The sequence below is a fragment of the Nocardiopsis sp. MT53 genome (genome assembly GCF_019598965.1).
Lineage (GTDB): Bacteria > Actinomycetota > Actinomycetes > Streptosporangiales > Streptosporangiaceae > Nocardiopsis > Nocardiopsis changdeensis.
On record NZ_CP080599.1, the window covers coordinates 1,846,822 to 1,872,440 of the forward strand.

Annotated in this window: 17 protein-coding genes and 1 pseudogene; 2 read left to right on the plus strand and 16 right to left on the minus strand. The window is 73.5% G+C overall.

Annotated elements, in window-relative coordinates; translation table 11 throughout:
- Positions 1-2: 2 nt before the first annotated feature.
- The 4 genes from K1J57_RS07955 to K1J57_RS07970 all read right to left on the minus strand — a co-directional run bounded on the left by K1J57_RS07955 (position 3) and on the right by K1J57_RS07970 (position 5,220).
- Positions 3-854 (minus strand): branched-chain amino acid ABC transporter permease, encoded by an 852-nt coding sequence (locus K1J57_RS07955; RefSeq protein ID WP_220563806.1) that lies wholly within the window; start codon positions 852-854, stop codon positions 3-5.
- 25 nt (positions 855-879) lie between these two features.
- Positions 880-1,596, minus strand: a complete 717-nt coding sequence (locus tag K1J57_RS07960) for an ABC transporter ATP-binding protein (protein ID WP_220563807.1) — start codon at positions 1,594-1,596, stop codon at positions 880-882.
- Positions 1,593-2,387: an ABC transporter ATP-binding protein gene (locus K1J57_RS07965; RefSeq protein WP_220563808.1), complete on the minus strand. Its 795-nt coding sequence runs from the start codon at positions 2,385-2,387 to the stop codon at positions 1,593-1,595. The genes K1J57_RS07960 and K1J57_RS07965 overlap by 4 nt, the downstream gene beginning before the upstream one ends.
- Positions 2,388-2,487: 100 nt before the next feature.
- A complete protein-coding gene (locus K1J57_RS07970) occupies positions 2,488-5,220 on the minus strand; it encodes a LuxR family transcriptional regulator (RefSeq protein ID WP_255646905.1) in 2,733 nt (910 codons plus the stop codon).
- A 396-nt stretch (positions 5,221-5,616) separates the two neighbouring features.
- Here K1J57_RS07970 and K1J57_RS07975 point away from each other — a divergent pair, with 396 nt between their 5' ends.
- A complete protein-coding gene (locus K1J57_RS07975; protein ID WP_220563810.1) occupies positions 5,617-6,753 on the plus strand; it encodes a glutamate--cysteine ligase in 1,137 nt (378 codons plus the stop codon).
- Here K1J57_RS07975 and K1J57_RS07980 read toward each other — a convergent pair.
- From K1J57_RS07980 to putP, 7 genes and pseudogenes are all read right to left on the minus strand, one after another.
- Positions 6,748-7,671, minus strand: a complete 924-nt coding sequence (locus tag K1J57_RS07980) for a carbohydrate kinase (protein ID WP_255647135.1) — start codon at positions 7,669-7,671, stop codon at positions 6,748-6,750. The genes K1J57_RS07975 and K1J57_RS07980 overlap by 6 nt on opposite strands.
- A 45-nt stretch (positions 7,672-7,716) precedes the next feature.
- A pseudogene (locus tag K1J57_RS33390) lies at positions 7,717-8,928 on the minus strand (AGE family epimerase/isomerase); the annotation flags it as partial.
- Positions 8,929-9,033: 105 nt separating this feature from the next.
- Positions 9,034-9,894: an alpha/beta fold hydrolase gene (locus K1J57_RS07985; RefSeq protein ID WP_220563811.1), complete on the minus strand. Its 861-nt coding sequence runs from the start codon at positions 9,892-9,894 to the stop codon at positions 9,034-9,036.
- A gap of 97 nt (positions 9,895-9,991) precedes the next feature.
- Positions 9,992-11,317 (minus strand): acyltransferase, encoded by a 1,326-nt coding sequence (locus tag K1J57_RS07990; RefSeq protein ID WP_220563812.1) that lies wholly within the window; start codon positions 11,315-11,317, stop codon positions 9,992-9,994.
- 289 nt (positions 11,318-11,606) lie between these two features.
- Positions 11,607-12,437 (minus strand): ammonia-dependent NAD(+) synthetase, encoded by an 831-nt coding sequence (gene nadE, locus K1J57_RS07995; RefSeq protein WP_220563813.1) that lies wholly within the window; start codon positions 12,435-12,437, stop codon positions 11,607-11,609.
- A gap of 39 nt (positions 12,438-12,476) precedes the next feature.
- Positions 12,477-13,115 (minus strand): putative glycolipid-binding domain-containing protein, encoded by a 639-nt coding sequence (locus K1J57_RS08000; protein ID WP_220563814.1) that lies wholly within the window; start codon positions 13,113-13,115, stop codon positions 12,477-12,479.
- Between the two features lie 97 nt (positions 13,116-13,212).
- Positions 13,213-14,736: a sodium/proline symporter PutP gene (gene putP / locus K1J57_RS08005; protein WP_370634673.1), complete on the minus strand. Its 1,524-nt coding sequence runs from the start codon at positions 14,734-14,736 to the stop codon at positions 13,213-13,215.
- A 370-nt stretch (positions 14,737-15,106) separates the two neighbouring features.
- Here putP and fxsT point away from each other — a divergent pair, with 370 nt between their 5' ends.
- Positions 15,107-17,638, plus strand: coding sequence for an FxSxx-COOH system tetratricopeptide repeat protein (fxsT, locus tag K1J57_RS08010; protein WP_220563816.1), 2,532 nt, complete (start codon positions 15,107-15,109; stop codon positions 17,636-17,638).
- Between the two features lie 22 nt (positions 17,639-17,660).
- On the opposite strand, the gene K1J57_RS08015 is transcribed toward fxsT, so the two are convergent.
- The 5 genes from K1J57_RS08015 to K1J57_RS08035 all read right to left on the minus strand — a co-directional run bounded on the left by K1J57_RS08015 (position 17,661) and on the right by K1J57_RS08035 (position 25,618).
- Complete coding sequence (locus tag K1J57_RS08015; RefSeq protein ID WP_220563817.1) at positions 17,661-17,864, minus strand: DUF397 domain-containing protein; 204 nt, start codon at positions 17,862-17,864, stop codon at positions 17,661-17,663.
- A gap of 589 nt (positions 17,865-18,453) precedes the next feature.
- Positions 18,454-19,536: a ribonucleotide-diphosphate reductase subunit beta gene (locus K1J57_RS08020; RefSeq protein ID WP_220563818.1), complete on the minus strand. Its 1,083-nt coding sequence runs from the start codon at positions 19,534-19,536 to the stop codon at positions 18,454-18,456.
- Positions 19,537-19,639: 103 nt separating this feature from the next.
- Entirely contained in the window at positions 19,640-22,234 is a 2,595-nt protein-coding gene (locus K1J57_RS08025; protein ID WP_220563819.1) for a ribonucleoside-diphosphate reductase subunit alpha, read from the minus strand.
- Between the two features lie 1,165 nt (positions 22,235-23,399).
- Positions 23,400-23,963, minus strand: coding sequence for a hypothetical protein (locus K1J57_RS08030; protein ID WP_220563820.1), 564 nt, complete (start codon positions 23,961-23,963; stop codon positions 23,400-23,402).
- 32 nt (positions 23,964-23,995) lie between these two features.
- Complete coding sequence (locus tag K1J57_RS08035; protein WP_220563821.1) at positions 23,996-25,618, minus strand: NYN domain-containing protein; 1,623 nt, start codon at positions 25,616-25,618, stop codon at positions 23,996-23,998.
- Position 25,619: the final 1 nt, after the last annotated feature.

Sequence of the window (25,619 nt, forward strand, 5' to 3'; positions counted from 1 at the left end):
GGCTACACCTTTCGCGCGGTCGGGCGGGACAGGATGCCGTCCGGGCGCACGCTGAGCACGAGGACGACGAGGGCGAGGGCGGTGAGGGTGGCCAGCTCGGGGCCGGCGTAGCCGGACACGTAGGACATGCCGAGGCCGACCAGCAGGCCGCCGATGATCGCCCCGAACGGGTTGTCCAGGCCGCCGACCACGGCCGCGGTGATGCCGTAGACGAAGACGATGTCGAACACGTTGGGCGAGATGAACGGGGGTCCGGCGAGCATCCCCGCCAGGGCGGCGATGAGCGCGGAGATCGCCCACCCGGCGGTGAGCATCAGCCCCACCCTGACCCCGCTGAGCCGGGCCGCCTCGGGGCGGAACGCGGCGGCGCGCATGCGCAGCCCCAGCGGGGTGAAGCGGTACAGGCAGAACAGCAGCACGGCGACGACGGCCACCGAGGCCAGGGCGAACACGTCGGCCGGGGACGGCCGCCCCACGAAGTCGAAGGCGTAGGGGAAGCCGTGCTGCTCGTTGCCCCAGACCATGCCCACGCCCCCCTGGGCGACCAGGAGCAGGCCCAGGGTGACGATGATCCCGTTGAGCTGCGAGACCCGGGCGATGGGGCGGACGATGAACCGCTCCGCGAGGGCGCCCGCGGCCGCGCCCACGGTGAGGGCGGCGGCGAAGCCGATCCAGTAGGAGCCGGTGAGCGGGGCGACGGTGGCGGCGGTGTAGACCGCGACCAGCGCCATCGCGGGCTGGGCGAAGTTCACCAGGCGGGTGGCCTGGTAGATGATGACCAGGGACAGCGCCAGGGCGGCGTAGACCGCGCCGGACGCCAGTCCGCTCAGGGTCAGGTCGACGAAGTGGTCCATAGGGGGTGCTCCTCGGGGTCCGGGGTCAGAAGCCCAGGTAGGCGTGGCGCGTGCGGTCGTCGGAGAGCAGGTCCGCGGAGGGGCCCTCCACGGCCACCCGCCCCTGGTTGAGGACGACGCCGCTGTCGGTGGCGGCCAGCGCCCCGGCGGCGTTCTGCTCGACCAGGACGACCGTGAGCCCGGTGCGTTCGCGCAGGTCGCGCAGGAGGGCGAAGATCTGCTTGGTGACCAGGGGCGCCAGTCCCAGGGAGGGTTCGTCCAGCAGCAGCACCCGGGGGCGGGCCATGAGGGCGCGGCCGATGGCGAGCATCTGGCGCTCGCCGCCGGAGAGGGTGCCCGCGGACCGGCCCAGCCGTTGGACCAGCGGCGGGAACAGGTCCAGCACCTCGGCCTCGGTGGCGCGGTCGCGCCGCGGGGAGCGCCACAGCGCGCCCAGGCGCAGGTTCTCCTCCACGGTCAGCTCCGTGATGACGCCGCCGCCCTCGGGGACGTGGGCCAGGCCCCGGGTGATGACGCGTTCGGCGGGCAGCCGGGTGATGTCCTCGCCGCCGAGCAGGACCCGGCCCGCGTCGGCGCGGTGCAGGCCGGTGAGGGTGCGCAGCAGGGTGGTCTTGCCCGCCCCGTTGGCGCCCAGGACGGCCCGGAACCCGCGCTCCGGGACGGTGAAGGAGACGGAGTCCAGGGCGCGGACCGCGCCGTAGGAGGCGCTCAGGTCCACGACCTCCAGCAGGTCGGTGCTCATCGGGCGTCCCCTTCGTCGTCGGCGGTGCCCAGGTAGGCGCGGGTGACCAGGGGGTCGTTGCGCACCTCGTCAGGGGTGCCGGTGGAGATGACCCGGCCGAAGTCGAGGACGACGATGTGGTCGCAGACCTCCATGACCAGGTCCATGTGGTGCTCGACCAGGACGACGGCCATGTCCTCGCCCAGCGCGCGGATCTGCGCGGCGAGCTCGTCCATCTGGCCGCCGGACAGCCCGCCCGCGGGTTCGTCGAGCAGCAGCAGCTCGGGGTCGCAGACGCAGGCGCGGGCGAGGGCGACCTGCTTCTGGACGCCGTAGGGGAGGGTGCCGGGCAGGCGGTGGGCGCTGTCGGCGACGCCGAAGCGGTCCAGGGCCGCCAGGGCGCGCTCGCGGAGTTCGCGCTCGTCGCGGTGGTGCCGGCCCAGGCCGGTGACCAGGGAGAAGGGGCCGCCGCGGGCGAGCCGGTCGGCCCCGGCGACGACGTTCTCCAGGACCGTCATCAGCGGGAAGAGGTTGAGGCCCTGGAAGGTGCGGGCGATCCCGGCGCGGGCCAGGTGGTGGGGCCTGTGCCCGGGAGGGGGGCCGCCCTTCCAGGTCAGGGTGCCGGCGGTGGGGCGCAGGACCCCGGAGAGCACGTTGAACAGGGTGGTCTTGCCCGCTCCGTTGGGCCCGATGAGCCCGGTGACGCCGCCCGGGGGCACACGCAGCCCGACGTCGTCGAGGGCGGTCAGGCCGCCGAAGCGGACGGTGATCCCCTCCGCCGTCAGGAGGTGTTCGGTCGCTGTCGTCGTCATGGGATGCGTTCCACCCCGCCTTTCGTGTCGCGGAACCGGTCTATACCGACCGGTTGGTATGGTCAGGTGGCGCGAACTCGCCGTCCGCGGCCTCGGGACGTCAGTTGAAGAGGCGGGCCAGGTCCACCCGGGAGCGGATGCCGAGCTTGCGGAAGATGCCGCGCAGGTGGTGCTCCACCGTCCGCGGGCTGATGAACATGTGCGCGGCCACCTCGCGGTTGGTCGCGCCCTCCGCGACCAGCCGGGCGATCTGCTGCTGCTGCGCGGTCAGCTCGCCGGTGGACGGGGTCTCCGGGCCGCGCTCCCCCGTTCCGAGGGCGCGCAGCTCGGCGCGGGTCTGTCGGACCCACAGCCGGGCGCCGAAGCGCTCGAAGGACTCCTGCGCGTTGTGCAGGTGTTCCCGGGCCCGCCCCGGCAGCCGGGCCCGGCGCAGGTAGGCGCCGAAGAGCAGCTGGGTGCGGGCGTGTTCGACGTCGTCGTCGCCGCAGGAGCGGTGGAAGGCCAGGGCGCTCTCGAAGTGGTCGGCGGCCTCGTCCTGCGGGGCCAGCAGTCCGGCGCAGCGCTCGGCCAGGGCCAGGGCGGCGGGGGAGCCGATCGAGTCGGCCCAGCGCCGGTACCCGGCCAGGGAGGTGCGCGCCCACTCGGTCTCGCCGATGCGGGTGGCCGCCTCGACGAAGTGCGGCGCGGTGAGCAGCCGCATCGTCGGGTGCCCGTGCCCGGGGCCGGCGTGGACGAGCGAGCGCAGCCGGAAGAACGCCTCGGCGGCGTTGCCGCGCGACAGCTCCAGGACCGCCAGCGCCCACGAGGCCAGGGCCGCGGCCAGTCCGAGGCTGTTCTCGCCGGCCTGGGAGGCGACGGCGCGCGCCCGGATCCGGCAGGTGTCGATGTCGCCCTGGATCGCCGCGATCATCGCCAGCGACGCCAGGTGCTGGGTGGCCCAGATGGTCTGGCCGCTCTCCCGGGACACCCGCAGCCCGTGGAGCGCGGTCCCTGCGGCGGACGGGAACCGCCCGCTCCAGAACTCGGAGAACACCAGGAACCCCAGCGCGGCGGGGACCGTGGCCCGCTCGCCCGCCTGGCGGGCGAGTTCCACGGCCCGGGTGTTGGCGCGCCGCACGAACAGGCTGTCCGACAGGCGCAGCCCGGCCACGCCGCCCCAGATCAGCTCCGAGGGCCGGTCGACGGCCTCCGACAGCCGGACGGCCTCGCGCAGCAGCGGGGTGGAGCCGGGGTAGTCGCCCCGGAAGGAGATGGTGCACCCCTCCAGGAAGGAGGCGGCCATGCGCACCCGGTCGGGGTCCTGCGGCCGCACCAGGGGCAGCGCCAGCTCGGCCGCGCGCGCGTGGCGGACGGGGTCGCCCGCCAGCGAGGCCGAGTCCGCCGAGCGGACCAGGGTGCGCAGGGCCAGGAGGCGGTCGTGCGGGATGAGGTCGCGGCCCACCCCGTAGAGCCGTTCCGCGACGTCGATCGCGTTGGAGGAGCGCATGGCGATCTGGGCGTCGACGAGGTCGATCAGGGCCCGGCGCCGGTCGGTGGCGGCCAGCGGCCTGGCCTTGGCGGTGAGCAGCGCCGCGTACTCGGAGCGGCCCGCCATGTACGACTCGTAGGCCGCGCTGTTCAGGCGGCAGGCGCGGACGTCGGGGTCGGGGGTGAGCAGGGCGGCCCTCTCGTGGGCGAGCGCGGCGGCCGTGCGCCCCGCGGCCTGCTTGGCGGTCCGTGCGACGGCCTCCACCGAGTCCGCGAGCACGGCGTCGGGGCCGTCCGCGCCGGCCGCGGTGTGCCGGACGAAGCGCACCGGCTCGGTCCCGGGGTCGGACACGCCCGCCAGGGCCCGGTGCGCGGCGCGCCGGGCGGAGGCCGGCGCGTCCTGCGCGAAGGCGCGCCCCACCAGCGGGTCGGTGAAGACGACGGCGTCGTCCTCCACCCGGACCGCCCCGGCCTCCTCGGCGGGCTCCAGGTCGTCCGCCGCGGACCCGCCCGTGCCGGCGGCCCGCGCCAGCAGGTGGAGGGGGACGTCCTCGTCCAGGGCCGCCAGCAGCAGCAGGGACCGGGTGCGCTCGGGCAGGTCCCGGTAGGGGGCCAGCAGGTCGGCGCGCAGCCGTACGGGCAGGAGCGGCTCCCCGGGGAACGGGTCCTCCGGCGCCGGTGTCCGGGCCTGGAGGTGTCCCAGGAGGACGGCGGGGTTGCCGTGGGCGGCGCGCACCAGGGCGGTGCGCGCCGAGGCCGGGAGCCCGACCGGGGACCGGTCGGTCAGGATGTCGTGGAGTGCCCGCTCGCTCAGCGGGGGCAGGGGCTGCTCGGGCACGCCCGGCACCAGGTCGTGGGTGGATCCGGGCTTGACCCGTCCGTCGCGTGCGGCGAACACGATCGCCGTCGCGGTGCCGGTCAGCCGGCGGGCCGCGAAGGCGAGGGCGTCCAGGGAGGGGCTGTCCAGCCGTTCCGCGTCGTCGACGCACACCAGCAGGGGACCGTCGCCGGTGAGCCGGTCCAGCAGTGCGGCCGACAGGGCCAGCCGGTCGCCGACCCGGCCCCGGGTCAGGGCCTCGCCCAGCGGGGCCGGGTGCGGGGCCAGCGGGCGCAGCAGGCGTTCGAGCCCGGCCAGGGGGAGGTCGGCCTCGTCGGCGACGCCCCCGCAGTGCAGCACGGTGAAATCACCGGCGTCGGCGCGCAGGTGCGCCAGCAGGGCGCTCTTGCCGCGGCCCGGGCCGCCGGTGAGGAGGAGGGACGCGCCGCGCCGGGCCCTCGCGTCGTCCAGTACTCCGGCGAGGACCCGCAGTTCCGTGTCACGGCCCCGGAGGCGGATCGCCCCGGGGTCGGTGTTACCGCCGATCACGGGCCCAGATTCGCACAGCGGGACCCCGTCGCGGCAGGTGTCCGGGGTCACACTGGTCGTTTCACCGATCCCCGCACGGAGTCGCACGGGCGCGGGCGCGCGGCGGCCCCCGGCGCCGCGGCGAGAAGCCGGGGACGCCTGTTCCCCCCGTTTCACCTGGGGTTCCACCCCTTCAAAAGGTGATGTGGATCACCACTCGACCCGCCTTCGGGGGTTTCCCGTCCGCACACCGCGGTTATCAAGCCGTAACGCGGTGGGAACCCGGTCCCGCGATTCCGACAAAAAGGACACAGGTGCCGCGAGATAGTTTTTTGTCCTCTCCGGGACACTGTCGCGGCCGTCCCGCCCGGGATATCAGTGCGGGGACGCACCCGACGACAGGAGGGAACCACCTCGATGCGGAACCGCCCTCTGCTCGCACACGACCCGCGCCCCCGGGTCGTCCCGCCCACCTTCGGTGTCGAAGAGGAGTTCTTCGTCGTCGATCCGCGCACCCGCCGCATCCTGTCCCGCGCCCCCGACCTGCTGGCCCGCACCCGCCTGGCCGACCGCCTGTGCGGCGAGTTCAGCCGCGTCCAGGTGGAGGCCAACAGCCCGGTGTGCGGCGACGCCGCGGACGCGCGCCGGTTCCTGCGCGAGGCCCGCCGCGAGCTGGCCAGGGCCGCCGACGTCACGGGGCTGGCCGTGGTCGCCTCGGGGACCGCCGTCCTGGGCGACCCCGCCGGGGCCGACGTGAGCGACGGCGCGCGCTACGCCGACATCGCCGCCCACTTCGGGTCGCTGCGCGAGTCGCACGTCGTGTGCGGGTGCCACGTGCACGTGGGGGTCCCCGACCGGGAGGACGCGGTGCTCGCCGCCGGGCACCTGCGCCGGTGGCTGCCGTTCCTGATCGCGATGTCGGCGAACTCCCCCTTCCAGAACGGCCGCGACACCGGGCACGCCAGCTGGCGCACCATCGCCTGGAACCGGCTGCCCTCGGCGGGGCCGCCGCCGCGGCTGGGCTCCCTGGCCGAACACGAGCGGGCGGTGCGCGCCCTGGCCGACGCCGGGGCGATCCTGGACCGGCACATGGTCTACTGGGACGTCCGCCTCTCCGACCACCTGCCCACCCTGGAGATCCGGGTGGGCGACGTGGCCGCCACCGCCGAGGAGGCGCTGCTGTTCGCCGCGCTGACCCGGGGCCTGGTCACCCGGGTGCTGGCCGACGTGCGCCGCGGCGCCCCCGTCCCCGAGATCTCCGACCCCGGCCTGCGGGCGGCCATGTGGCGGGCGGCCCGCGACGGCCTGGAGGGCGTGGTCCCCGACCCGCTCACCGGGGAGGCCCTGCCCGCGGCGGTCGCCATGGACCGGCTGCTGGCGGCGGCCCTGCCGGGACTGCTCGACAACGGCGACGCCGACCTGGCGTCCGACCTGCTGGACCGGCTGCGCCGCCGGGGCTCGGGGGCGGCCCGGCAGCGGGCGGCCCACGACCGCCGGGGACGCTTCACCGACGTCGTGGACCACCTCATCGACCACACGCTGGAAGGGCTATGACCCCCCGTGCCCCAGGTCGGCGGCGGTGGGCGGGTCCGCCCCCTCGCGGGTGACGGTGACGGCCGCGGCCCGGGCGGCGAAGGACAGCATCTCCTCCAGGTCCCGCTCCGTCAGCCCGGCCAGCCGGGCGCGCGGGTCCTCGCCCAGCCGGTCCCGTCCGTCCAGCCAGGCCAGCAGGGCGCCCATGAAGGTGTCGCCCGCGCCGACCGTGTCCACCACCTCGACCCGGGGCGCGGCCACCTCGGCCCGCGCCCCGTGGGCGAGGGCGAGGGCGCCCCGCGCGCCGCGGGTGACCACGACCAGCGACGGGCCCAGGGCCGCCAGCGCGGCGGCCGCCTTCTCCACGTCCTGGTCGGGGTAGAGGAACGCCAGGTCCTCGTCGCTCGCCTTGACCAGGTGCGCCTGCGCCGCGTTCCGCAGCGCCAGCGCGCGGGCGGTGTCCGGGTCGCCGATCACGCCCGGCCGGATGTTGGGGTCGACGCTGACCGTCACCCGGCCCCGCCCGTGCTCGCGCCGCAGCAGCGCCTCGACCGCGCCCGCGCCCGGCTCCCGGAACAGCGCCAGGGAGGCGGCGTGCAGGGCGCGCACCCCGGGTTCGAGCTCCTCCGGCAGCTCGCCGGAGCGCCACCGCCAGTCGGCGGCGTCGTCCATCCGGAAGTCGTACACCGCGGACCCGTCCGCGCCCAGCCGGGCCAGCGCCAGCGCCGACGGCTCCTCGGCGGCCAGCAGCCCGTCCGGGTCCAGGCCCTCCACGGCCAGCCGGTGCCGGATCGTCCGCCCGAACCCGTCCGAGCCGATCCGGGCCAGGAACCGGGTCGGCACCCCCAGCCGGCGGGCGGCGACGGCCGTGTTGGCCGGCCCCCCGCCCGGGGCGGCCCGCAGCAGCCCCGGCCCGCCCGGGACCGGCAGCAGGTCCATGACGTTCTCGCCGACCACCACCAGGTGCGGCGCGGCGTGCTCGCGCACCGCCGCAGCCAGGGACACCGACAGCGGCAGCTGCGGCAGCAGGGTCGCCTGGTAGGCGTGGTACACGTCCGGCTTGCCCGCCCACACCGTGGCCGCGGGCCGGTTCCGCGGGTCCAGCTCGTGGTGCCAGCTGCCGTGCTCGAAGTCCAGGTGGTGCCGCTCGGCGTAGTCCCACCACTGCTCGTAGTACTCCAGCAGGGTCCGGTCGCCGGTGTGCAGGGCCAGCGCCCACGCGGCCATGGTCGCCTCGGCCGCCACCCAGTGCATGCGTTCGCGCACCACCGGACGGTCGTCCCAGTCCAGGGTGTAGACGAAGCCCTCCGCGCCGTCGACGTTCCAGCCGCGTTCGACCGCGTGGGAGAAGAGGGACCGCGCGTCCGCGCGCAGCCACGCGGGGACGGGCTCCCCCGCCCGGCCCAGGGCGATCTCCAGGTGCACCAGCAGGCGCGCCCACTCCAGCAGGTGGCCGGTGGTGCTCCCGAACGGCCGGAACGGGTGGTCGGGGTGGTCCCGGTTGTAGTCCGGCAGGGGCCGCCAGTCGGCGGTGAAGTGCTCGGGCAGCCGCCAGCCGTGGTCCGCCGCCACCCCGTGGATCAGGCGCTCGGCGATGGCCAGCGCCCGGCGGGTCCACACGGCGTCGCCGGTGGCGTCGGCGGCGGCCAGGAACGCCTCGACCGCGTGCATGTTGCTGTTGGCGCCGCGGTAGTCCTCGGTCTCGGTCCAGTCCGCGTCCCAGCTCTCCAGCAGGGCCCCCGCGGACTCGTCCCAGAACCGCTCCTCGATCACGGCCAGCGCCTCGTCCAGCAGCTCCCGCGCGCCCGGCCGGCCCGCGACGGCCGCCGAGGCCGCGGCCAGCGCGACGAAGGTGTGCGGGTAGGCGGACTTGCGGCCCTCGGAGCGCTCCCGCGGGACCTCGTCGAACCAGCCGCCCCGTTCGGCGTCGCGCAGCGGCCCCCGCGCCAGCGCCCGCACGCCGTGGTCGGCCTGCTCGGCGGCCTCCGCGTCGCCGCGCAGGTGGGCCAGGGAGAACACGTGCGTCATGCGCGCGCTGATCCAGGTCTCCACCGGCCGGTCCGGATCCACCCGGCCCCGTGCGTCCAGGGCGCCGAACCCGTCCGCCACCGTCGAGGCGGCGGCGAAGCCGCGCAGGCGCGCCTCCTCCTGCCTCAACCGACCGGGGTCGCCCGGGGGCCGCTGCGTCACAGTCACATTCCCTCGCCTCTTCCAGCGCCCGGACCCAGGGGACGGGCGGCCGATATGGACTCAGGACAACGTTGACACAGCCGCCGGGGGGCGGTCACCCCGTCCCCCCGCTTAACGGTCCCCGGTCGGCGGTTCCTCCCCGGATCCGGCGGCCGAGCGCGCGTGCCGCCGCTGTCCCAGGTCCGCAGAGCGGCAGGTCCACCTGATGTGCTCGGCCACCGACACGGGGTCGTCCGCCATCGGGATGTGGCCGCTGCCGATCAGGGAGACCATGCGCGCGGTGGGCACCCGGCGGTGCGCGTGCTGGGCGCTGGACGGCAGCAGGGTGCGGTCGCGGTCGCCCCAGGCGATGGTGACGGGGCAGTCGATCGGCCGGGCCGCGAAGTCGTACTCGGCCACGCGCGGGATCATCCGGATGAACGGCGAGCCCTCCTGGAGCCCGCGGACGCTGAAGTGGGTGGCCTTGGCCTGCGGCGTGGACGGGTCCCCGCGCAGGACGACCCTGGCCAGGGCCCGGGCGGGGGCCGTGCTCGCCAGCCGCTCCTTGACCGGCATGGGCACGCGGGTGGCCAGGCGGGCGAAGGCGTCCACCGTGCGCAGCCCCCAGCGGCCCAGCCTGTCGGAGAACCCGGCGGGCGAGAACACCGTCACCGACCCGGCGACCCCCCGGACGCCGAGTTCGAGCGCGATGGACCCGCCCAGCGAGTTGCCCGCGACGTGGGGGCGCTCCAGTTCGTGGAACCGGCAGAACGCCTCCACGGCGTCGGTCATCGAGATGATGTCGTAGGGGTCGCCCATCGGCGGCGCCGGGGTCCGTCCGAACCCCGGCAGGTCGACGCAGAAGACGCGGTAGTCCCCCACCAGCCGTGGGAGGACCGCGCTCCAGCTCTGGCGGCGGTCGCCCAGACCGTGGAGGAGGACCAGCGGGCGGCCGGTGCCCCGTTGTTCGAAGGCGATGCGTGTCGGATCCATGAGGCTCTGTTTACCCCGGGGCGACGGGGCACCCCGGGGTACGTGGACGGATTCTGAACGGAATCTGTCGTTTTCACACCCGGATCTCACCTGGCGGCTACGCCCGGCGACGCTCCGGTGACCGGGTGAGAAAGACGCCGGCGAGCACCAGGAGCAGGCCGAGCAGCGGGCCCGCGCCCAGTCCCAGGCCGGTCACCGTCAGGGTGAGCAGGCCGCCGCCGGTCAGGGCCGCCGCCGCCAGCACCTGGACCAGGCCGGGCGAGCCGGACAGCACCTTGGGCGGGGTCTCGAACCGCACCGCCCAGTGGGCCAGCGGCAGGACCAGCGGTACCACGACCACCAGGCCCAGGACGCCCCACACGATCCACAGCCAGGTCATCGGCTCCGGGGTGTTGATCCCCAGGCCGAACACCACGACCCCGGCGACCACGCTCATCGGCAGCATGTGCCACAGGTAGACCGTCATCAGCTGCGGGCAGATCCGGTCCAGCAGGCGTGCGGGACCGGGCTTGTCGGCCCAGGCGCCGATCGCCTCGCGGGCCAGCAGGGCGACGCCGATCTGGAGCGCGCCCAGGGCCTCCAGCACCAGGGTCGGCGGGGCCACGTTGGAGGTCTCGGCGGCGAACACGCCCGTCATGTTCAGCGAGTACGGGCCGAACACCACCAGGGTGAGCGCGGTCAGCGCGCCCGCGCAGGCCAGCAGGGCGGCGTGGACCCGGCGGACGCGGCCGGTCACGTAGAGGAAGCCCACCTGGTGCACGGCCAGCCAGACGAACGCGACGTTGAGGTAGCCCAGCCACTCGACGCCGGCACTGAACCGGGTCACGTCGACGGCCACCGAGCCGGCGGCCAGGGCCGCCAGGGTCCACCAGCCGAAGCGCTCCTGCGCCCGGACCAGGACCGGGGTGCAGACCACCACCAGCACGTACACCGCCAGGAACCACAGCACCATACCCGCGGCCCCCGCGCCCACGAGCACCGGCTGCGCGGGGGCGCCGCCCAGCACCAGCACGTGGGAGACCACGATCCACAGCACCGCCAGGGGCACCACGGGCCAGGCGAGCCGGCGCAGCCGTTTGGCGTACCAGGTGGCGACGGGGACGCCCTTGCCCGAGGCGGCCCGCCAGCTGATGAGGTTCGCGGCGCCGCCGACGAAGAAGATCAGCGGCATCACCTGGGAGACCCAGGTGAGGGCGAAGCCGCCCTCGGTGGTCAGTACGCTCCCGGCGTCGAGCATGCCCTGGTTCTGCGCCAGGACGGGGAGCCACCAGTGCTGGGCGACGACCAGCACCATGACCAGCAGGCGGAGGACGTCGAGGAAGCGGTCCCGGCCGGCGGCCGGGGCGCTGTGCGACTCGACGCCCGTGAGGGTCCGGGCCGTCTGCGGGGTCGGCGGGCCCTCGGGGCCTGCGGTCACGGTCATCCGATCACTCCTTGGGTCTTCCTGCCGGCGGGCCCGGACACGCGGGTGTCCACGGGAGGGCCGCACCGGCCGGTTTCAGGGGGGAGGACGCGCACACCCGCGCCCCGTCGAAGGGATCGCGCCCGGGCGGGGGGATCGGCCACCGGACCGGGCGCTTCGTATTCCACGACCTTAGGTGTGATCTACCGGGGATCGCGATGGATCTGACGCCTCTTTACCAGGGGCGGTTCATCCGACCCCGAATGGTGGTGCGCGCACCACCATGGCCGGGGTCCCCGCCCCCGTGACATCAGGGGGCGGTGGGCAGGGCCCGCTTGTGCGCGGTGGCGCGGTAGCGGGCCACGAGGGCCTCCTCGACCTCCGCGGGGACGGGCAGGCCCTCCAGGAAGTCGTCGATCTGCTCGTAGGTGAGGCCCAGGGCCTCCTCGTCCGGCTTCTGCGGGGAGAGGGTCTCCAGGTCCGCCGTGGGGACCTTGGCCACGAGGTCGTCGGGGGCGCCCAGGGCGGCTGCCACGGCGCGCACCCGGCGCTTGGTGAGCCCGGTCAGCGGGACGAGGTCCGCGCCGCCGTCGCCGTACTTGGTGAAGAAGCCGGTAACGGCCTCGGCGGCGTGGTCGGTGCCGACCACCAGGCCGCGCAGGCCGCCCGCGACGGCGTACTGGGCGATCATGCGCTGGCGGGCCTTGACGTTGCCGATGGCGAAGTCCTCGGCCCCAGCGTCGGAGTAGGCCATCCCGGCCTCGCGCAGCGCCGCCGCCATGGCCTCGGTGGCCGGGCGGATGTCGACGGTGAGGAGCCGGTCGGGCCCGGTGAACGCGGTGGCGCGTGCGGCGTCGTCCTCGTCCTTCTGCTCGCCGTGGGGCAGGCGCATCGCGACGTACTCGGCGTCGCCGCCCGCGGCGCGGACCCGGTCGACCGCCAGCCGGCAGAGCCGCCCGGCGGTGAGGGAGTCGACTCCCCCGCTGATCCCCAGGACCAGCGCGGTGGCCCCGGTGGTGGTCAAGCGCTCGGCGAGGAAGGCGACGCGGCGCTCGATCTCGGCGCGCACGTCGAATTCCGCGGCGACCTCCAGGTCGCGGATGATCTCTCGGCGGTCCCGGCCGGGCTCCGTGTCGGTCACGTGGTGTCCCCCTGGGGATGCGGTACGGCTGTTGGCCGATTATCGCCTGTCCGCAACACCGGATGTGACATCGGCGACCTGTTCGTCCGATTTCGGTTCCCCGGACAGCCGGCGGGCGAACCGCTCGTAGTCCACGACCAGGCCGTCCCCGTCGACCGTCAGCCGGTACTCGCCGTGCAGCGGGTCGCGGTAGGTGTACACCTCCAGGCCGTCCTCGGCCGGGTGGCGGGTGTAGCGCTGGCGCACCCGGCGCACCCGCAGGGACGGAACGTCGATCCAGGCCACCGCGATGTCGCGGTACTCCCCCGGGCGCAGGCCCAGGCGGCGGATCGGCAGGGTGTTGGTGAGCGGGGTGGCGGCGACGTCCGCGTCCAGGCAGCCCACCAGCTCCGGCAGGGGGCGCCCCCCGGCGTCGGTCCAGTGGCCGTCCTGGGCGGTGAGGCGCACCGAGGACGGCCCGCGCGCGGAGAGCACCTCCACCTCCACCTCGCGGGTGGTCCAGGCGAGGTCGGCGCGGACGCCGAAGCGCACGAAGTATCCGGACCCGTCGTCGTTCACGACGGTCTCCCCGGCCTCCAGGCGGTACCCGTCGGGCGCGGGGAGGAGGGCGCCCAGCCCGAGCCCCTCCGGGACGTCGGTCCGGGCCCAGGCGGCCGGGTGTTCCTTCGGTAACGACATGTCACCGTTCTACCGTTCCGGGACCTCGGCCGCCAAGCCCGTCAGGGGCCCGCACCGCCTCGGCGGCACGGGCCCCGGGAGGGGTGCCGGGGTCCGGTCAGACCGGGGTGTCCTCGACGGCGGTCGGACCGCCGCCGGAGCGGATCTCGGCCTCGACCCGGTCGAAGTCGGCGGCCATCTGGTCGCTGACCCTGCCCAGGCCGTTGAACACGAAGATCGCGGCGAAGCTGAGAGCCGCGGCCGGGACCATCGCGTACAGGCCGGTGCCGAGGACGGCCGCGTCCAGGATGTCCCACAGGATCGCGGTGGCGCCGCCGGCGATCATGCCCGCCAGCGCACCGGCCCAGGTCATCCGCTTCCAGAACACCGACAGCAGCAGGATCGGCCCGAACCCGGCGCCGAACCCGGCCCAGGCGTAGCCCACCAGGTCCATGACCGACCGGTCGCCCCACAGGGCGATGGCCGCCGCGCCCAGGGCGACGGCGATCACCGCTCCCCGGCTGATCCACAGCAGGGTCCTGGGGCTCGCGTCGCGGTCGACGAACGCCTTGTAGCCGTCCTCGGTCAGCGCCGAGGAGGCCACCAGCAGTTGCGAGTCGGCGGTGCTCATGACCGCGGCCAGGATGGCGGCCAGCAGCAGCCCGGCGACCAGCGGGTGGGACAGGGACTCGATGAGGAGCGGGAACACCTGCTCGGGGGTGGACAGCGGGGTGTCGAAGTAGGCGATGCCGATGAACCCGACCAGGACGGCCAGGGCCATGGCGGTGACCGCCCAGGTGACGCTGATGGTGGCGGCGGCCGGGATGTCCTTGACCGAGCGGATGCCCATGTAGCGGGCCAGGATGTGGGGCTGGCCGAAGTAGCCCAGGCCCCAGGCCAGGCCGGAGATGATGACGACCGCCCCCAGGGTCTCGGTGGACACCCACGCCCCGGCCTCGCCGTCCAGGGAGGTGCCGCCCACGGCGGAGAGCAGGCCGTCGCTCTTGGCGGCGACGCCCTCGGTCAGGCCCGCGAAGCCGCCCAGGGCGGTGATGGCCATCACCGGGACCACGAGCAGGGCCAGCCACATCATGGCCGCCTGCACGACGTCGGTGTAGGAGACGGCGAGGAACCCGCCCAGGACGGTGTACAGGACCACGATGCCCACGCCGATGGCGATGCCCGGGCCCGCGTCCAGGCCGAAGACCTGGTCGAACAGGGCGGCCATGGCCACCAGGCCGGAGGCGACGTAGAAGAAGTAGAAGACGATGATGAGCAGCGAGGACACCGCGCGCAGCAGGCGCGTGGGGTCGTTGAACCGGTTCTCCAGGAAGGAGGACAGGGTCAGCGAGTCCGAGTCCCCGCCCGTGCGGGCGTCGGTCACCCGCTGGGTGTAGACCCGCAGGCGCGGGGCCAGCAGGATCCAGCTGCCGGCGAAGCCGCAGGCCAGGCCGACGGCGATCCAGGCCTCGCCCAGGCCGGAGACGTAGATCGCGCCGGGCAGGCCCAGCAGCAGCCAGCCGCTGAAGTCGCTGGCGTTGGCGCTCAGCGCCGCCACCCAGGGGTTGAGCTGGCGGCCGCCCAGGACGAAGTCCGATTGGGACACGGTCTTCCGGTAGGCCCACAGGCCGATGGCGACCATGGCGGCGAGGTAGACGCCGAAGGTCCCCACGGCCCAGAGTGTGAACTCGTTCAAGTCCGTTCCTCTCGTCGAGAACGCGCCGGGGTTCCCACGCGTTTCTCACGTGCATTGCCCGGGATCATCACCACTTGTGCCGCCGTCACAACACACGGCCCCGGAAAAACACCACTTCGAGACCTCACCGGGCCGTGGGGCGCCGGGGACCGCCCGCCCCCGCACCGGTATCGACATCCCCGGAACCGCCGCCTAGCCTGGGATCAGGGCGGTGACCGGCCCTCCCCGCGCCCCCGCCCCTCGACGACCCCCGTTCCCGTCCGAGAGTCGAGGACGAACGGCCTTCCCGAGCCGCCGTACAGAAAGCGGGAGGACCATGACGAGCGGAACCGGCCGGACCGGCGGGCGCCGCCGCGGCGACCACCCACCGGTGATGGGCGGCGTACCGCCCGCCGACCCCGACTTCACCGGCCGCGAGGCGATCCTCGAACAGATCCACGACGCCCTGCACCGGAGCGGGAGCGCCCGCTACCTCATCGAGGGCGGCAGCGGTGTGGGCAAGAGCCTCATCGCCGGCCAGTACGCGCACCGGTACGCCGACCACTACGACCTGATCTGGTGGGTGCCCGCCGCCACCGACATCGACGCCAACGGCTCCTACCTGCGCCTGGCCGAGCAGATCGGCCTGGACGCCTCCTACGACCACATCGCCCGCACCGTCCGGGACGTGCGCCGGGCCCTGGCCCACGACCCCGGGATCGGGTCCTGGCTGCTGGTGTTCGACGGCGCCGCCGACCTGGAGGCCCTGGCCGCCGATTACATGCCCGAGGGCGGCGGCCGCGTCCTCATCACCGGGCGGGACCGCCGCCGCCCGCACCGCGGCGTGCCGGGCCTCGTCGACGGCCGCGTCGTCCCCCGGCTCGACACCGCCGAGAGCCTGTCCCTGCTGCGCAGGCTGTGCCCCGAGCGGCTGGAGCCGATCGGCGCCGGGGAGCGCCTGGCCGAGCAGCTGGAGCACCTGCCGCTGGCCCTGGCCCAGGTCGGCGCGTTCCTGCGGGAGTCGTCGCTGGGCACCGAGGAGTTCCTGGAGCGCTTCGAGGAGCGGTACACGGACAAGGTCACCCGGATGGGCGCCGACGACGAGCACACCGCCCCGCTGGCGGCGGCCTGGGAGATCCAGGCCGAGGAGCTGCTCGCCGGGGACGCGACCGGGCGGGCGGTGGTCGAGCTGGCGCGGCTGTGCGCCTTCCTCGCCCCGCTGCCGCTGTCCCGGTCGTTCTTCGCCCGCGCCCGGGACCTGGCCGCCACGCCGGAGCAGGAGGAGCTGTTCGGCGACGAGGCCCGGCTGGACCGGGTCCTGGAGTTCATGCGGCGGCGACGGCTCGCCTCCGTGCGGCCCGGCACCTTCCACCTGCACGAGCTGTTCCAGGAGGTCATCCGCGACTCGATGCCCCTGGTGGAGAAGGTGCGCTACCGCGACCTGGCGCGCCGGCTGCTGGCCCACAACGACCCCGGGGACCCCGCCGATCCCGCCTACCGCGACCACTACCTGCTGATGCACGCCCACGTGAAGGCCTCCCAGGCCTGGTCCGGGCGCGACCCCCGGGTGCGCGCCCTGGTCCTCAACGTGATCGGCTTCCTCACCGAGATCGGCGAGTACGCCAAGGCGGTCGGCGTCGCCGACCAGGCCGTCAACGCCTGGGGGGACGACCCCGTCCTGCTGCTGCACGCCCGGCTGCGGCGCAACATGGTCCGCCGCCTGCACAGCGAGTACACCACCGCCCTGGCCGAGGCGCGCGACATCCACTCCGGCGAGGTGGCCCGCGGCGGTTCCGACTCCGACGAGGCACTGGAGGCGCTGCGGGCGATCGCCATCGCCCTGAGCGGGCTGGCCAGGTTCGACGAGGCCGAGCGGCTGTTCCGGCGGATCCTCGACCACCGCCGCGACCGGGCGCCCGCAGAGCCGCCCACCCTGGAGGCGGCGCACGACTACTCCCAGGTGCTGCTGGAGCAGGGGAGGTTCACCGAGGCGCTGGAGGTGTCCGAGCGGAACCTGCGCGAGCGCGTCGCCCTGCTGGGGCAGGACCACGTGTCCACCCTGCGCACCGACCTCAACCTGGGGCTGACCCTGATGTTCCTGGGCCGCTGGGAGGAGGCGCGCGACCGGCTGGAGGGCTGCATGGCGCGGTTCGCCGCGCAGTCGGCCGCCGACACCCCGCACGCGCTCCAGGGGCTGCTGTTCCAGGCCGCCGTGTACCGCGCCCTGGGCGACACCGGGGCCGCGCTGGAGCACTCCGGCCGGGCGCTGGCCCTGTACCGGCGGCGCTACCCGGCGACGGTGCGCCAGGCGCTGTACGGCCGGGTGGTGCACATGGTGACCCTGGCCCTGGCCGGCCGCGGCGAGGAGGCGGCCGCCGAGGTGCGGCTGCTGCTCCCGGCGACCGACGAGCGCTTCCCGGCCGACCACCCGTTCCCGGCCTGGGCCCGGGTGGGCGCGGGCATCGCCCTGCGCTCCCGGCAGGCGTTCGCCGCCGCGGCCGACCTGGACCGCGCGGCCCTGGAGCGGCTGCGCTCGCTCTACGGGGCGGGCTCGTTCAACACCCTGGCCGCGGCGCTCAACCTGGCGACGGACCTGTACGGCCTGGAGCGGTACGAGGACGCGCGTGCCCTGGACTCCCTGACCGAGGCCGACTGCCGGGCCCTGCTGGACCCGGACCACCCGGTCATGCTGACCGCGCGCCGCAACCACCTGGTGAGCCGCCAGGCGCTGGGCGACGACGTCAAGGAGGAGTGGACGGACCTGTACCGGCTGTTCCTGTCCCGGTACGGACCCGCCCACCCCGCCACGGCGTCGATGACCTCCTACACCCGCCAGGACTGCGACGTCCCGCCGGTCGTCGCGGTGTAGGAGGGGGAACGAGGGTGGGCCGTCAGATCTTGGCGGTCGCCAGGAAGGTGGTCCATTCGTCGTTCTTGAATCCGAGCCGGGTGAGGTCCGGGTTCACCGAGTCGCGGAAGTGCGATTCACCGGACTCCAGGTTCAGCACCTCACAGCACGCGCCGACATCATAGGAATAGCGGGACTTCCGCCACTGCCCGAAGAATGCCGAACCGTTTTCCGAACGACTGACCATTATCCGTCCACTCTGACTGATATAGCCATGCTGGCCAATGAAAATTTATACACCCAGCACCGAAAGCCAGACAAATGCAGATATAAGCCACTACAGAAATAGGCCACCCGGGACCCGGGTGACTCGCGTTCACACTGGAGCTTGCCGCACGATCCCGGTGCCGGGCGCAGCGAACAACTCTTTTTTCCACGCGGAACACGCGGCGCACAAGCAACACAAGGAGAAGAGGAGATCGCTTTTGCGTAACGTTGCGCGCGACATACCGACCCCGGAAAGAAGCTCGAAAATCGAGGACACTTCGTGCCCGGATGTCTTTTTATACATCCGCTGATTGACTTCTATGCATCCCCCGGGCCGGCTCCCGGTACCGGGAACGGCGGCGGCCCGGGTCGCGCGCCTCGACCCGGGCCGCCGAGGCGGGGAGGGCGGCCTCCCCTGGAGAAAAGGTACTGCCCGAACCGCCCGGGGGGAGCGATTCGCGTACTTCCGACACGCCTTGTTCACCGACGCGCCGGAGGGCGAACGCGAACGGCCCCCCTCCCCCGCCGCCGACAGGGGAGAAGGGCCGGGTCCAGTGGACCGCGCGGGACTAGTCCCAGTCCAGGCCGCCGCCGGTCTGGTACTCGATCACGCGGGTCTCGAAGAAGTTCTTCTCCTTCTGGAGGTCCATCATCTCGCTCATCCACGGGAACGGGTTCTCCGTCTCGCCGAAGATGGGTGCCAGGCCGATCTGCTCGGCGCGGCGGTCCGTGATGAAGTGCATGTACTTCTCGCACAGCTCCGAGTTGAGGCCGAGGATGCCGCGCGGCATGGTCTCGCGCCCGTAGGCGACCTCCAGCTCGCACGCGTCGGTCAGCATCTGCCGGACCTCCGCCTGGAACTCCTCGGTCCACAGGTGCGGGTTCTCGATCTTGATCTGGTTGATCACGTCGATGCCGAAGTTCAGGTGGATCGACTCGTCGCGCAGGATGTACTGGTACTGCTCGGCGATGCCGACCATCTTGTTCCGGCGGCCCAGCGACAGGATCTGCGCGAAGCCGGTGTAGAACCACATGCCCTCGAAGATCACGTAGAACGCCACCAGGTCGCGCAGGAACGCCTGGTCGGCCTCCGGGGTCCCGGTGCGGAACTCCGGGTCCTCCAGGTTCTGCGTGTACTTGAGCGCCCAGGCGTCCTTCGCCGTGATGGACGGGATCTCCCGGTACATGTTGAAGAGCTCGCCCTCGTCCAGGCCCAGGCTCTCGCAGATGTACTGGAAGGTGTGCGTGTGCACGGCCTCCTCGAACGCCTGGCGCAGCAGGTACTGCCGGCACTCGGGGTTGGTGAGCTGGCGGTACACCGCCAGGACGATGTTGTTCGCCACCAGCGACTCCGCGGTAGCGAAGAACCCCAGGTTCCGCTTGAGCATGAGCCGCTCGTCCTCGGTGAGCCCGTCACGGGACTTCCACAGCGCGATGTCGGCCTGCATGGCGACCTCGGTGGGCATCCAGTGGTTGTTGCACCCGGCGAGGTACTTCTCCCAGGCCCACGTGTACTTGAGCGGGAGGAGCTGGTTGACGTCGGCGCGGGCGTTGATCATCGCCTTGTCGTCGACGTTGACGCGCGCGGCGTCGCGCTCGATCTCGCCGAGGCCGCTGGCGGCGCTCGCGGTGTTCTCAGAGGTCGCGGTCATATGTCTTTCCTTCTCCGGGAGGGCCCGGAAACGCATCGTGGGGCTTGGGGCGGGCCGCCCTCCCCTGTCGGGGGGAGGGCGGCCCGGATCACGTCGACGGGTCCTACTGGCAGGCCTCGCACTCGGGGTCGTCGATGGAGCAGGCCTGCCCCTCGACGATCTCGAACTCGTCCACCTCGTCCGGCTCCCGCACCGGCTCGGCGACGGGCGCCGGGCGCGCGGCCGCCGCGGGGGCGGGGGTCGGGCGCGCGGCCGCCGCGGGGGCGGGGGTCGGCGCCGGGGCCGGGGCGGCGGCCGGGGCCGCCGGGGTGGCCGAAACCGCGTTCAGCCGGCCGTCCGTCCCCTTGATCGTGCTCTTCTCCACGTGGGTGGCGCTCTGCGACCGCAGGTAGTAGGTGGTCTTGAGGCCCGAGCGCCAGGCGCGCCGGTAGAGGGCGTCCAGCTTCTTGCCGCTGGGGGCCGCCATGTACAGGTTGAGCGACTGGGCCTGGTCGATCCACTTCTGGCGGCGGGCGCCGGCGTCGACCAGCCAGTCGGGGTCGACCTCGAACGCGGTGGCGTACAGCGCCTTCAGGTCGTCCGGCACGCGGTCGATCAGCCCGAGGCTGCCGTCGTGCAGCTTGAGCTGGGAGACCATGTCCTCGTCCCACAGGCCGCGGGCCTTGAGGTCGCGGACCAGGTAGTCGTTGACGACGGTGAAGTCGCCGGACATGTTCGACTTGACGAACAGGTTCCGGTACACCGGCTCGATCGACTGGCTCACGCCGGTGATGTTGGCGATGGTCGCGGTGGGCGCGATCGCCATCACGTTGGAGTTGCGCATGCCGGTCTTCTTGACCTTCTCGCGCAGCGAGAACCAGTCGAGGGTCTGGCCGCGGTCCATGTCGAGGTCGCCGCCGCGCTCCTTGGCGAGGAGCTTGACGGAGTCGATCGGCAGGATGCCCCGGCTCCACAGCGAGCCCTCGAAGGTCTCGTAGGCGCCGCGCTCGGCGGCCAGCTCCATGGAGGCCTCGATGGCGTGGTAGCTGATCAGCTCCATGCTCTCGTCGGCGAACTCCACGGCGCCCTGGGAGGCGTAGGGCAGGCGCAGCTTGAACAGCGCGTCCTGGAAGCCCATCAGGCCCAGGCCCACGGGGCGGTGGCGCATGTTGGCGCGCTCGGCCTCGGGGATCGTGTAGAAGTTCACGTCGATGACGTTGTCGAGCATCCGCACGGCGGTGCGGACGGTGCGGCGCAGGCGCTCGGTGTCGATGCCGTCGGGGCCGACGTGCTGGGCCAGGTTGACCGAGCCCAGGTTGCAGACCGCGACCTCCTCGGCGTCGGTGTTGAGCGTGATCTCGGTGCACAGGTTGGAGGAGTGCACCACGCCGACGTGCTGCTGCGGGGAGCGCAGGTTGGACGGGTCCTTGAAGGTGATCCAGGGGTGGCCCGTCTCGAACAGCATGGTGAGCATGCGGCGCCACAGGTCGACGGCGCGGACCCGCTTGAAGACCTTGATGCGGCCCTCGTCGGCGGCCTTCTCGTAGGCGGCGTAGGCCTCGGCGAAGGCGGTGCCGTACAGGTCGTGCAGGTCGGGGACCTCGTTGGGGGAGAACAGGGTCCACTGGCCGTCCTGCTCCACCCGCTGCATGAACAGGTCCGGAACCCAGTTCGCGGTGTTCATGTCGTGGGTGCGGCGGCGCTCGTCGCCGGTGTTCTTGCGCAGGTCGAGGAATTCCTCGATGTCGATGTGCCAGGTCTCCAGGTAGGCGCACACCGCACCCTTGCGCTTGCCGCCCTGGTTGACCGCGACCGCGGTGTCGTTGGCGATCTTCAGGAACGGGACGACGCCCTGGCTCTTGCCGTTGGTGCCCTTGATGTGCGAGCCCAGGCCGCGCACCGGGGTCCAGTCGTTGCCCAGGCCGCCGGAGTACTTGGACAGCATCGCGTTGTTGCTGATGCCGTGGAAGATGGCCTGCAGGTCGTCGCCGATGGTGGTGAGGAAGCAGGACGACAGCTGGGCGCGGACCGTGCCGGAGTTGAACAGGGTGGGCGTGGACGCCATGAAGTCGAACGAGGACAGCAGCTCGTAGAACTCGATGGCGCGGGCCTCGCGGTCGTCCTCGTTCAGGGCCAGGCCCATGGCGACGCGCATGAAGAACGCCTGCGGCAGCTCGTACCGGGTCTCTTCGCTGTGCAGGAAGTACCGGTCGTACAGGGTCTGGAGCCCGAGGAAGGTGAACTGCTCGTCGCGGTCGGCGTGCAGGGCCTTGCCCAGGCGCTCCAGGTCGAACTTGGCCAGGGCCGGGTCGAGCTGGCCCAGGTCGATGCCGCGGCTGATGTACGCGGGCAGGTAGGTGGCGTAGCGCTCGGCCATGTCGGTCTGGGTGGCGGCGTCGGGGGCCCCGGCGATGAAGCTCAGGGCCTCGCTGCGCAGCTTGTCCAGCAGCAGGCGGGCGGCGACGTAGGAGTAGTCGGGGTCGACCTCGACGTAGCTGCGGGCGGCCATGATGAGGGCCAGCTCGACCTCGGAGTCGGGGATGCCGGGGTACAGGCCGCGCCGGGCCTCCGCGAGGACCTTCTCCGCCGAAACACCGGCCAGTCGCGCACAGGCCTCGGTCACCACGTGCTCGATCCGGTCGAGCGCGGTGGGGGGCGCTCCCTCGGTGGCCGGCTCGGGCCGAACGGATGCGGGCGCGGCCTCGACGTCAAGGGTCATACAGCGGCTCCAACCTCGAATTGAAGAAGTCCCGGCGGGGTGGGGACGGTGGCTACTGGGTCGTGCGGCGCCCACTGGGCGACCGGCGCACCGGGTGCGTACGGTCGTCGCGGTGTGTCACGGGTCGCCCTCTCCCAAGCCCCCGTTCCCTACAAGCGCAGCACGGCGATGCGTGCGCGCCGGTGTTCGGTTCTCGTTCGCGCGGGCCGTCGTCCGGCCGCCCGGAAACTCGGGGGTTCCGGGCCGGTCGCGGCGGTCGCGTCCCACTGATCCGGCAGGGCCGTCCCGGGATCTCTCCGGCGTTCCCTGCCACCCCGAAGGGTGAAGCACCAGCGGGAGTTGATACTACATCTTGTGGCTGCCGCCAGGAACCATCCCAAGATAGTGGCGTGTCGTCGTTTTCTCACGTTCTTCGATGAACGTCGAACTCGCCCTCGGAGCGTGGTATGGGGCACGCATCGGGCCACGTGGAACGGCGTCACCGGGGGTCCGGAGCGGGTCCGGCACGGGTGTCCGGGCGACCCGTCGGAGGGCGGTCGTGGCAAGCCTAAGACTCCCGCGGAGCGGTTCGCGCCCGACCCCGCCGCGGCGGTGGGCGCCCCGGCCCGGGAAGCCCGCCACCGCGCCGCCGGACGGCCCCGGAGAACCTGGCGTACCCGGTCGGCCCCGGCCGCACGCGCGGGCCCCGGAAGCGCCTGGAGCGACCTAGGTCACCTTCGTCGCGGGCGTTTCGCACACGTACCCGGACACACCCGGACATCCCCTGACGCCGCCCCGCCGGCGTCCCGGGCCGGGCGCGAGCACGCTGGGCACCGGGGCCCGGTCCGGGTGGCGGCCCAGGGCCACGGCGGCGGGGACACGGCGGCCCGGCCGGGTGGCGGACCGGGAACACCGCACGCCGGGGCGGCGGGGCGCAGGCCGGGTGGCAGCCCGGCGACACGGCACGGCGGGGCCGGATGGCCGCAGGGGCCACGACGGCTGGGCCGGGTGGTCGTCCGGGAACACAGCGTGGCGGGACCGGATGGCAGCCAGGGGGACACGGCACGGCGGAGTCGGATGGCCGCGGAGGCCACGGCACGCCGGGACCGGATCGCGGCCCGGGGGCACGGCGAAGTCGGGTGGCCCCGGGGGGCCACGGCGGAGGGCGGGGACGCCCCGCCCCCGCTCACTCCTCGTCGAGGCGGCGGTCCAGGTCGTCCTCGGGCAGGCCGCGGTCGGCGCGGATGCGGAAGCGGATCCGCAGCAGCTCCCACAGCAGGTCGTGGACGTAGGGCGTGAGGTCGCGGTCGAGGAACCGGCGCGCCCCCTCGGTGGCCCACCGCTCCGCGCCCTCCAGATCGTCGTGTGCGTACAGCGCCTCGGCGACGTGGAGGTAGGTCTGGAGTCCGCGCGGTTCTTCGCTCTCCAGCCGTTTGAGCTGCGCTCTGGCCTGCTCCATCTCGTCGAGCTGGAGCAGGGCGCCCGCGCTCAGGGCGCGCGCGTCGATGACCGTGGGGCCGCCGTCGTCGATCGCCCGCTGGTACGCGGAGCAGGCGCGCTCGTACTCCTGGGCGATCTCCCACTGCTCGCCCGCCCGGACGAACAGCTCCGCGCGGGAGATCTCGCTCCCGGCGTCGACCCGGTTGGCCAGATCGAGGAGCCGCGCGGCGACCTCGCCGTGTTCGCCCGAGCGGACGGCGTGGAATTCCAGACGGTCGAGCTCGGCCGTCGTCACGCGGGTCACCCGCATCGTCCATCCACCTTCCGCATTCGCACGCGGCGCTAGCGCCTGGCACGCTCCAACGCCTGCCAGAACCCTTGGCGCAGCCCGTCCCGGACCTCGTCGCGCAACAGGTGGTCGATCGGCAGCGAGGACCCCTGGAGCAGACGCGCCTCCAGGTCGGAGGGCATCCGGGGCCTGCGGGCGAGGACGGCCTCGACCCACAGGGCGGGGGCTTCGCGCGCGATCGACTCCGCGAAGTCGTTCCCTTCCCGGTGCGCGACATGCACCGCTTCGTCAACGGTATGCGCGACGGAGGGCGTCTGCTGGGGATATCCGTGACCGGGCCGGGATTCGTGATATCCGGTCGTCCCGAACCCGGTCTCATGGGCGGGACCAGTCGGCGGTGCGCCCCCGTAGGGGCCCACCCCGCCATGGGAGGCGGAGTCAGTTGCCGTACTGGTCCCATAGGTAGGGTTTGCGTCGTTCGCACCCCCGTACCCGGGTTCGTTACCGCCCGGGAACCTCGGGTCCTGTGGCTGCCCCGCTCTGGGTGGCGCGTGCCCCTGGCGCCCGTCCTCGGCGAAGGAGCGCTGGGGCCCCGTCCCGTTGGCGAACGACTGCTGGGGGCCGGTGCCCGCGGCGAAGGACTGCTGCGGCCCCGTCCCCGCCGAGAACCCCTGCTGGGGACCCGACATCGACTGCGGCTGCCGGCCGGGCACGCCGTACCCGCCCTGGTCGCCGCGCAGCGACGGGTGGCTCCCGGTGGCCGGGTAGCCGCCGGTCTGCGGCGGGTACCCGCCGCCCGCGGCGGACGGCTGGCCGCCGGAGGGGAACCCGTTGGCGTCGATGGCGCCGCCGCGCCCCTCGGTGGCCGGTCCGGCGAGGTGGTCGCCGCCGCGCTGCTGGGCCAGGGTGCGGCGCATCGCGCGCAGCTGCTCCATGGCGGTGCCCTGGGCGACCGCCTGTCCGCCGGTCCCGGCGAACATCGCCTCCAGGCCGCCGGTGGAGGTGTCGACCGGCTCCACCCGGGAGCCCCCCGGCTGGGCGGTGGCGACGGGGCGGCGCGGGGTCTCGGGGGCGGAGTGCCCCCGGCCGTTGGCGAACGGGGTGGTGGTCTTGGCCGCGGTCTCCTGGGGGGCGGAGCCGCCCGAGAGCAGGCTGACGTGCGGGCGCAGGTGCCCGGCGCCGATCTCGATGAGGTCGTCGCACTCCCGGCGCAGCGCGCGGGAAATCGTCCAGTTGCCCTCGACCGAGACGTGCACGACGGTGACCCGCACACCCATGTCCTGGACCTCGGCGACCACCGGTGCCATGTCCTCGTCCCCGCTGACCAGGACCACGTCGCACAGGGCGCCGGTCCGGGCCAGGGTGGTGAGGTCGCGCTGGACGTAGCTCTCCACGCCCTCACGGCGGCCCGGTCTGATCCGCGCGGCCCGGAACTTCACGCCGGGGATGTCCGCGATGCCCTCCTGCTCCTGGGTACGGCGGTCGTCGGAGACCGCCTCGTACCAGTAGCAGCGCAGCAAGGGCAGGCCGGTGCGGTCGCGTGCCACCTCGTTGAGGAACTGCACGAGACCGGAGTAGTCCCAGGAGACGGAGTCCCGGTTGCGGGTTCCGTGCACGGCCATCGCGCCGTCCGCGAGAAGGTATCCCGCGTCGACGAACAACGCGCAACGGTCCACG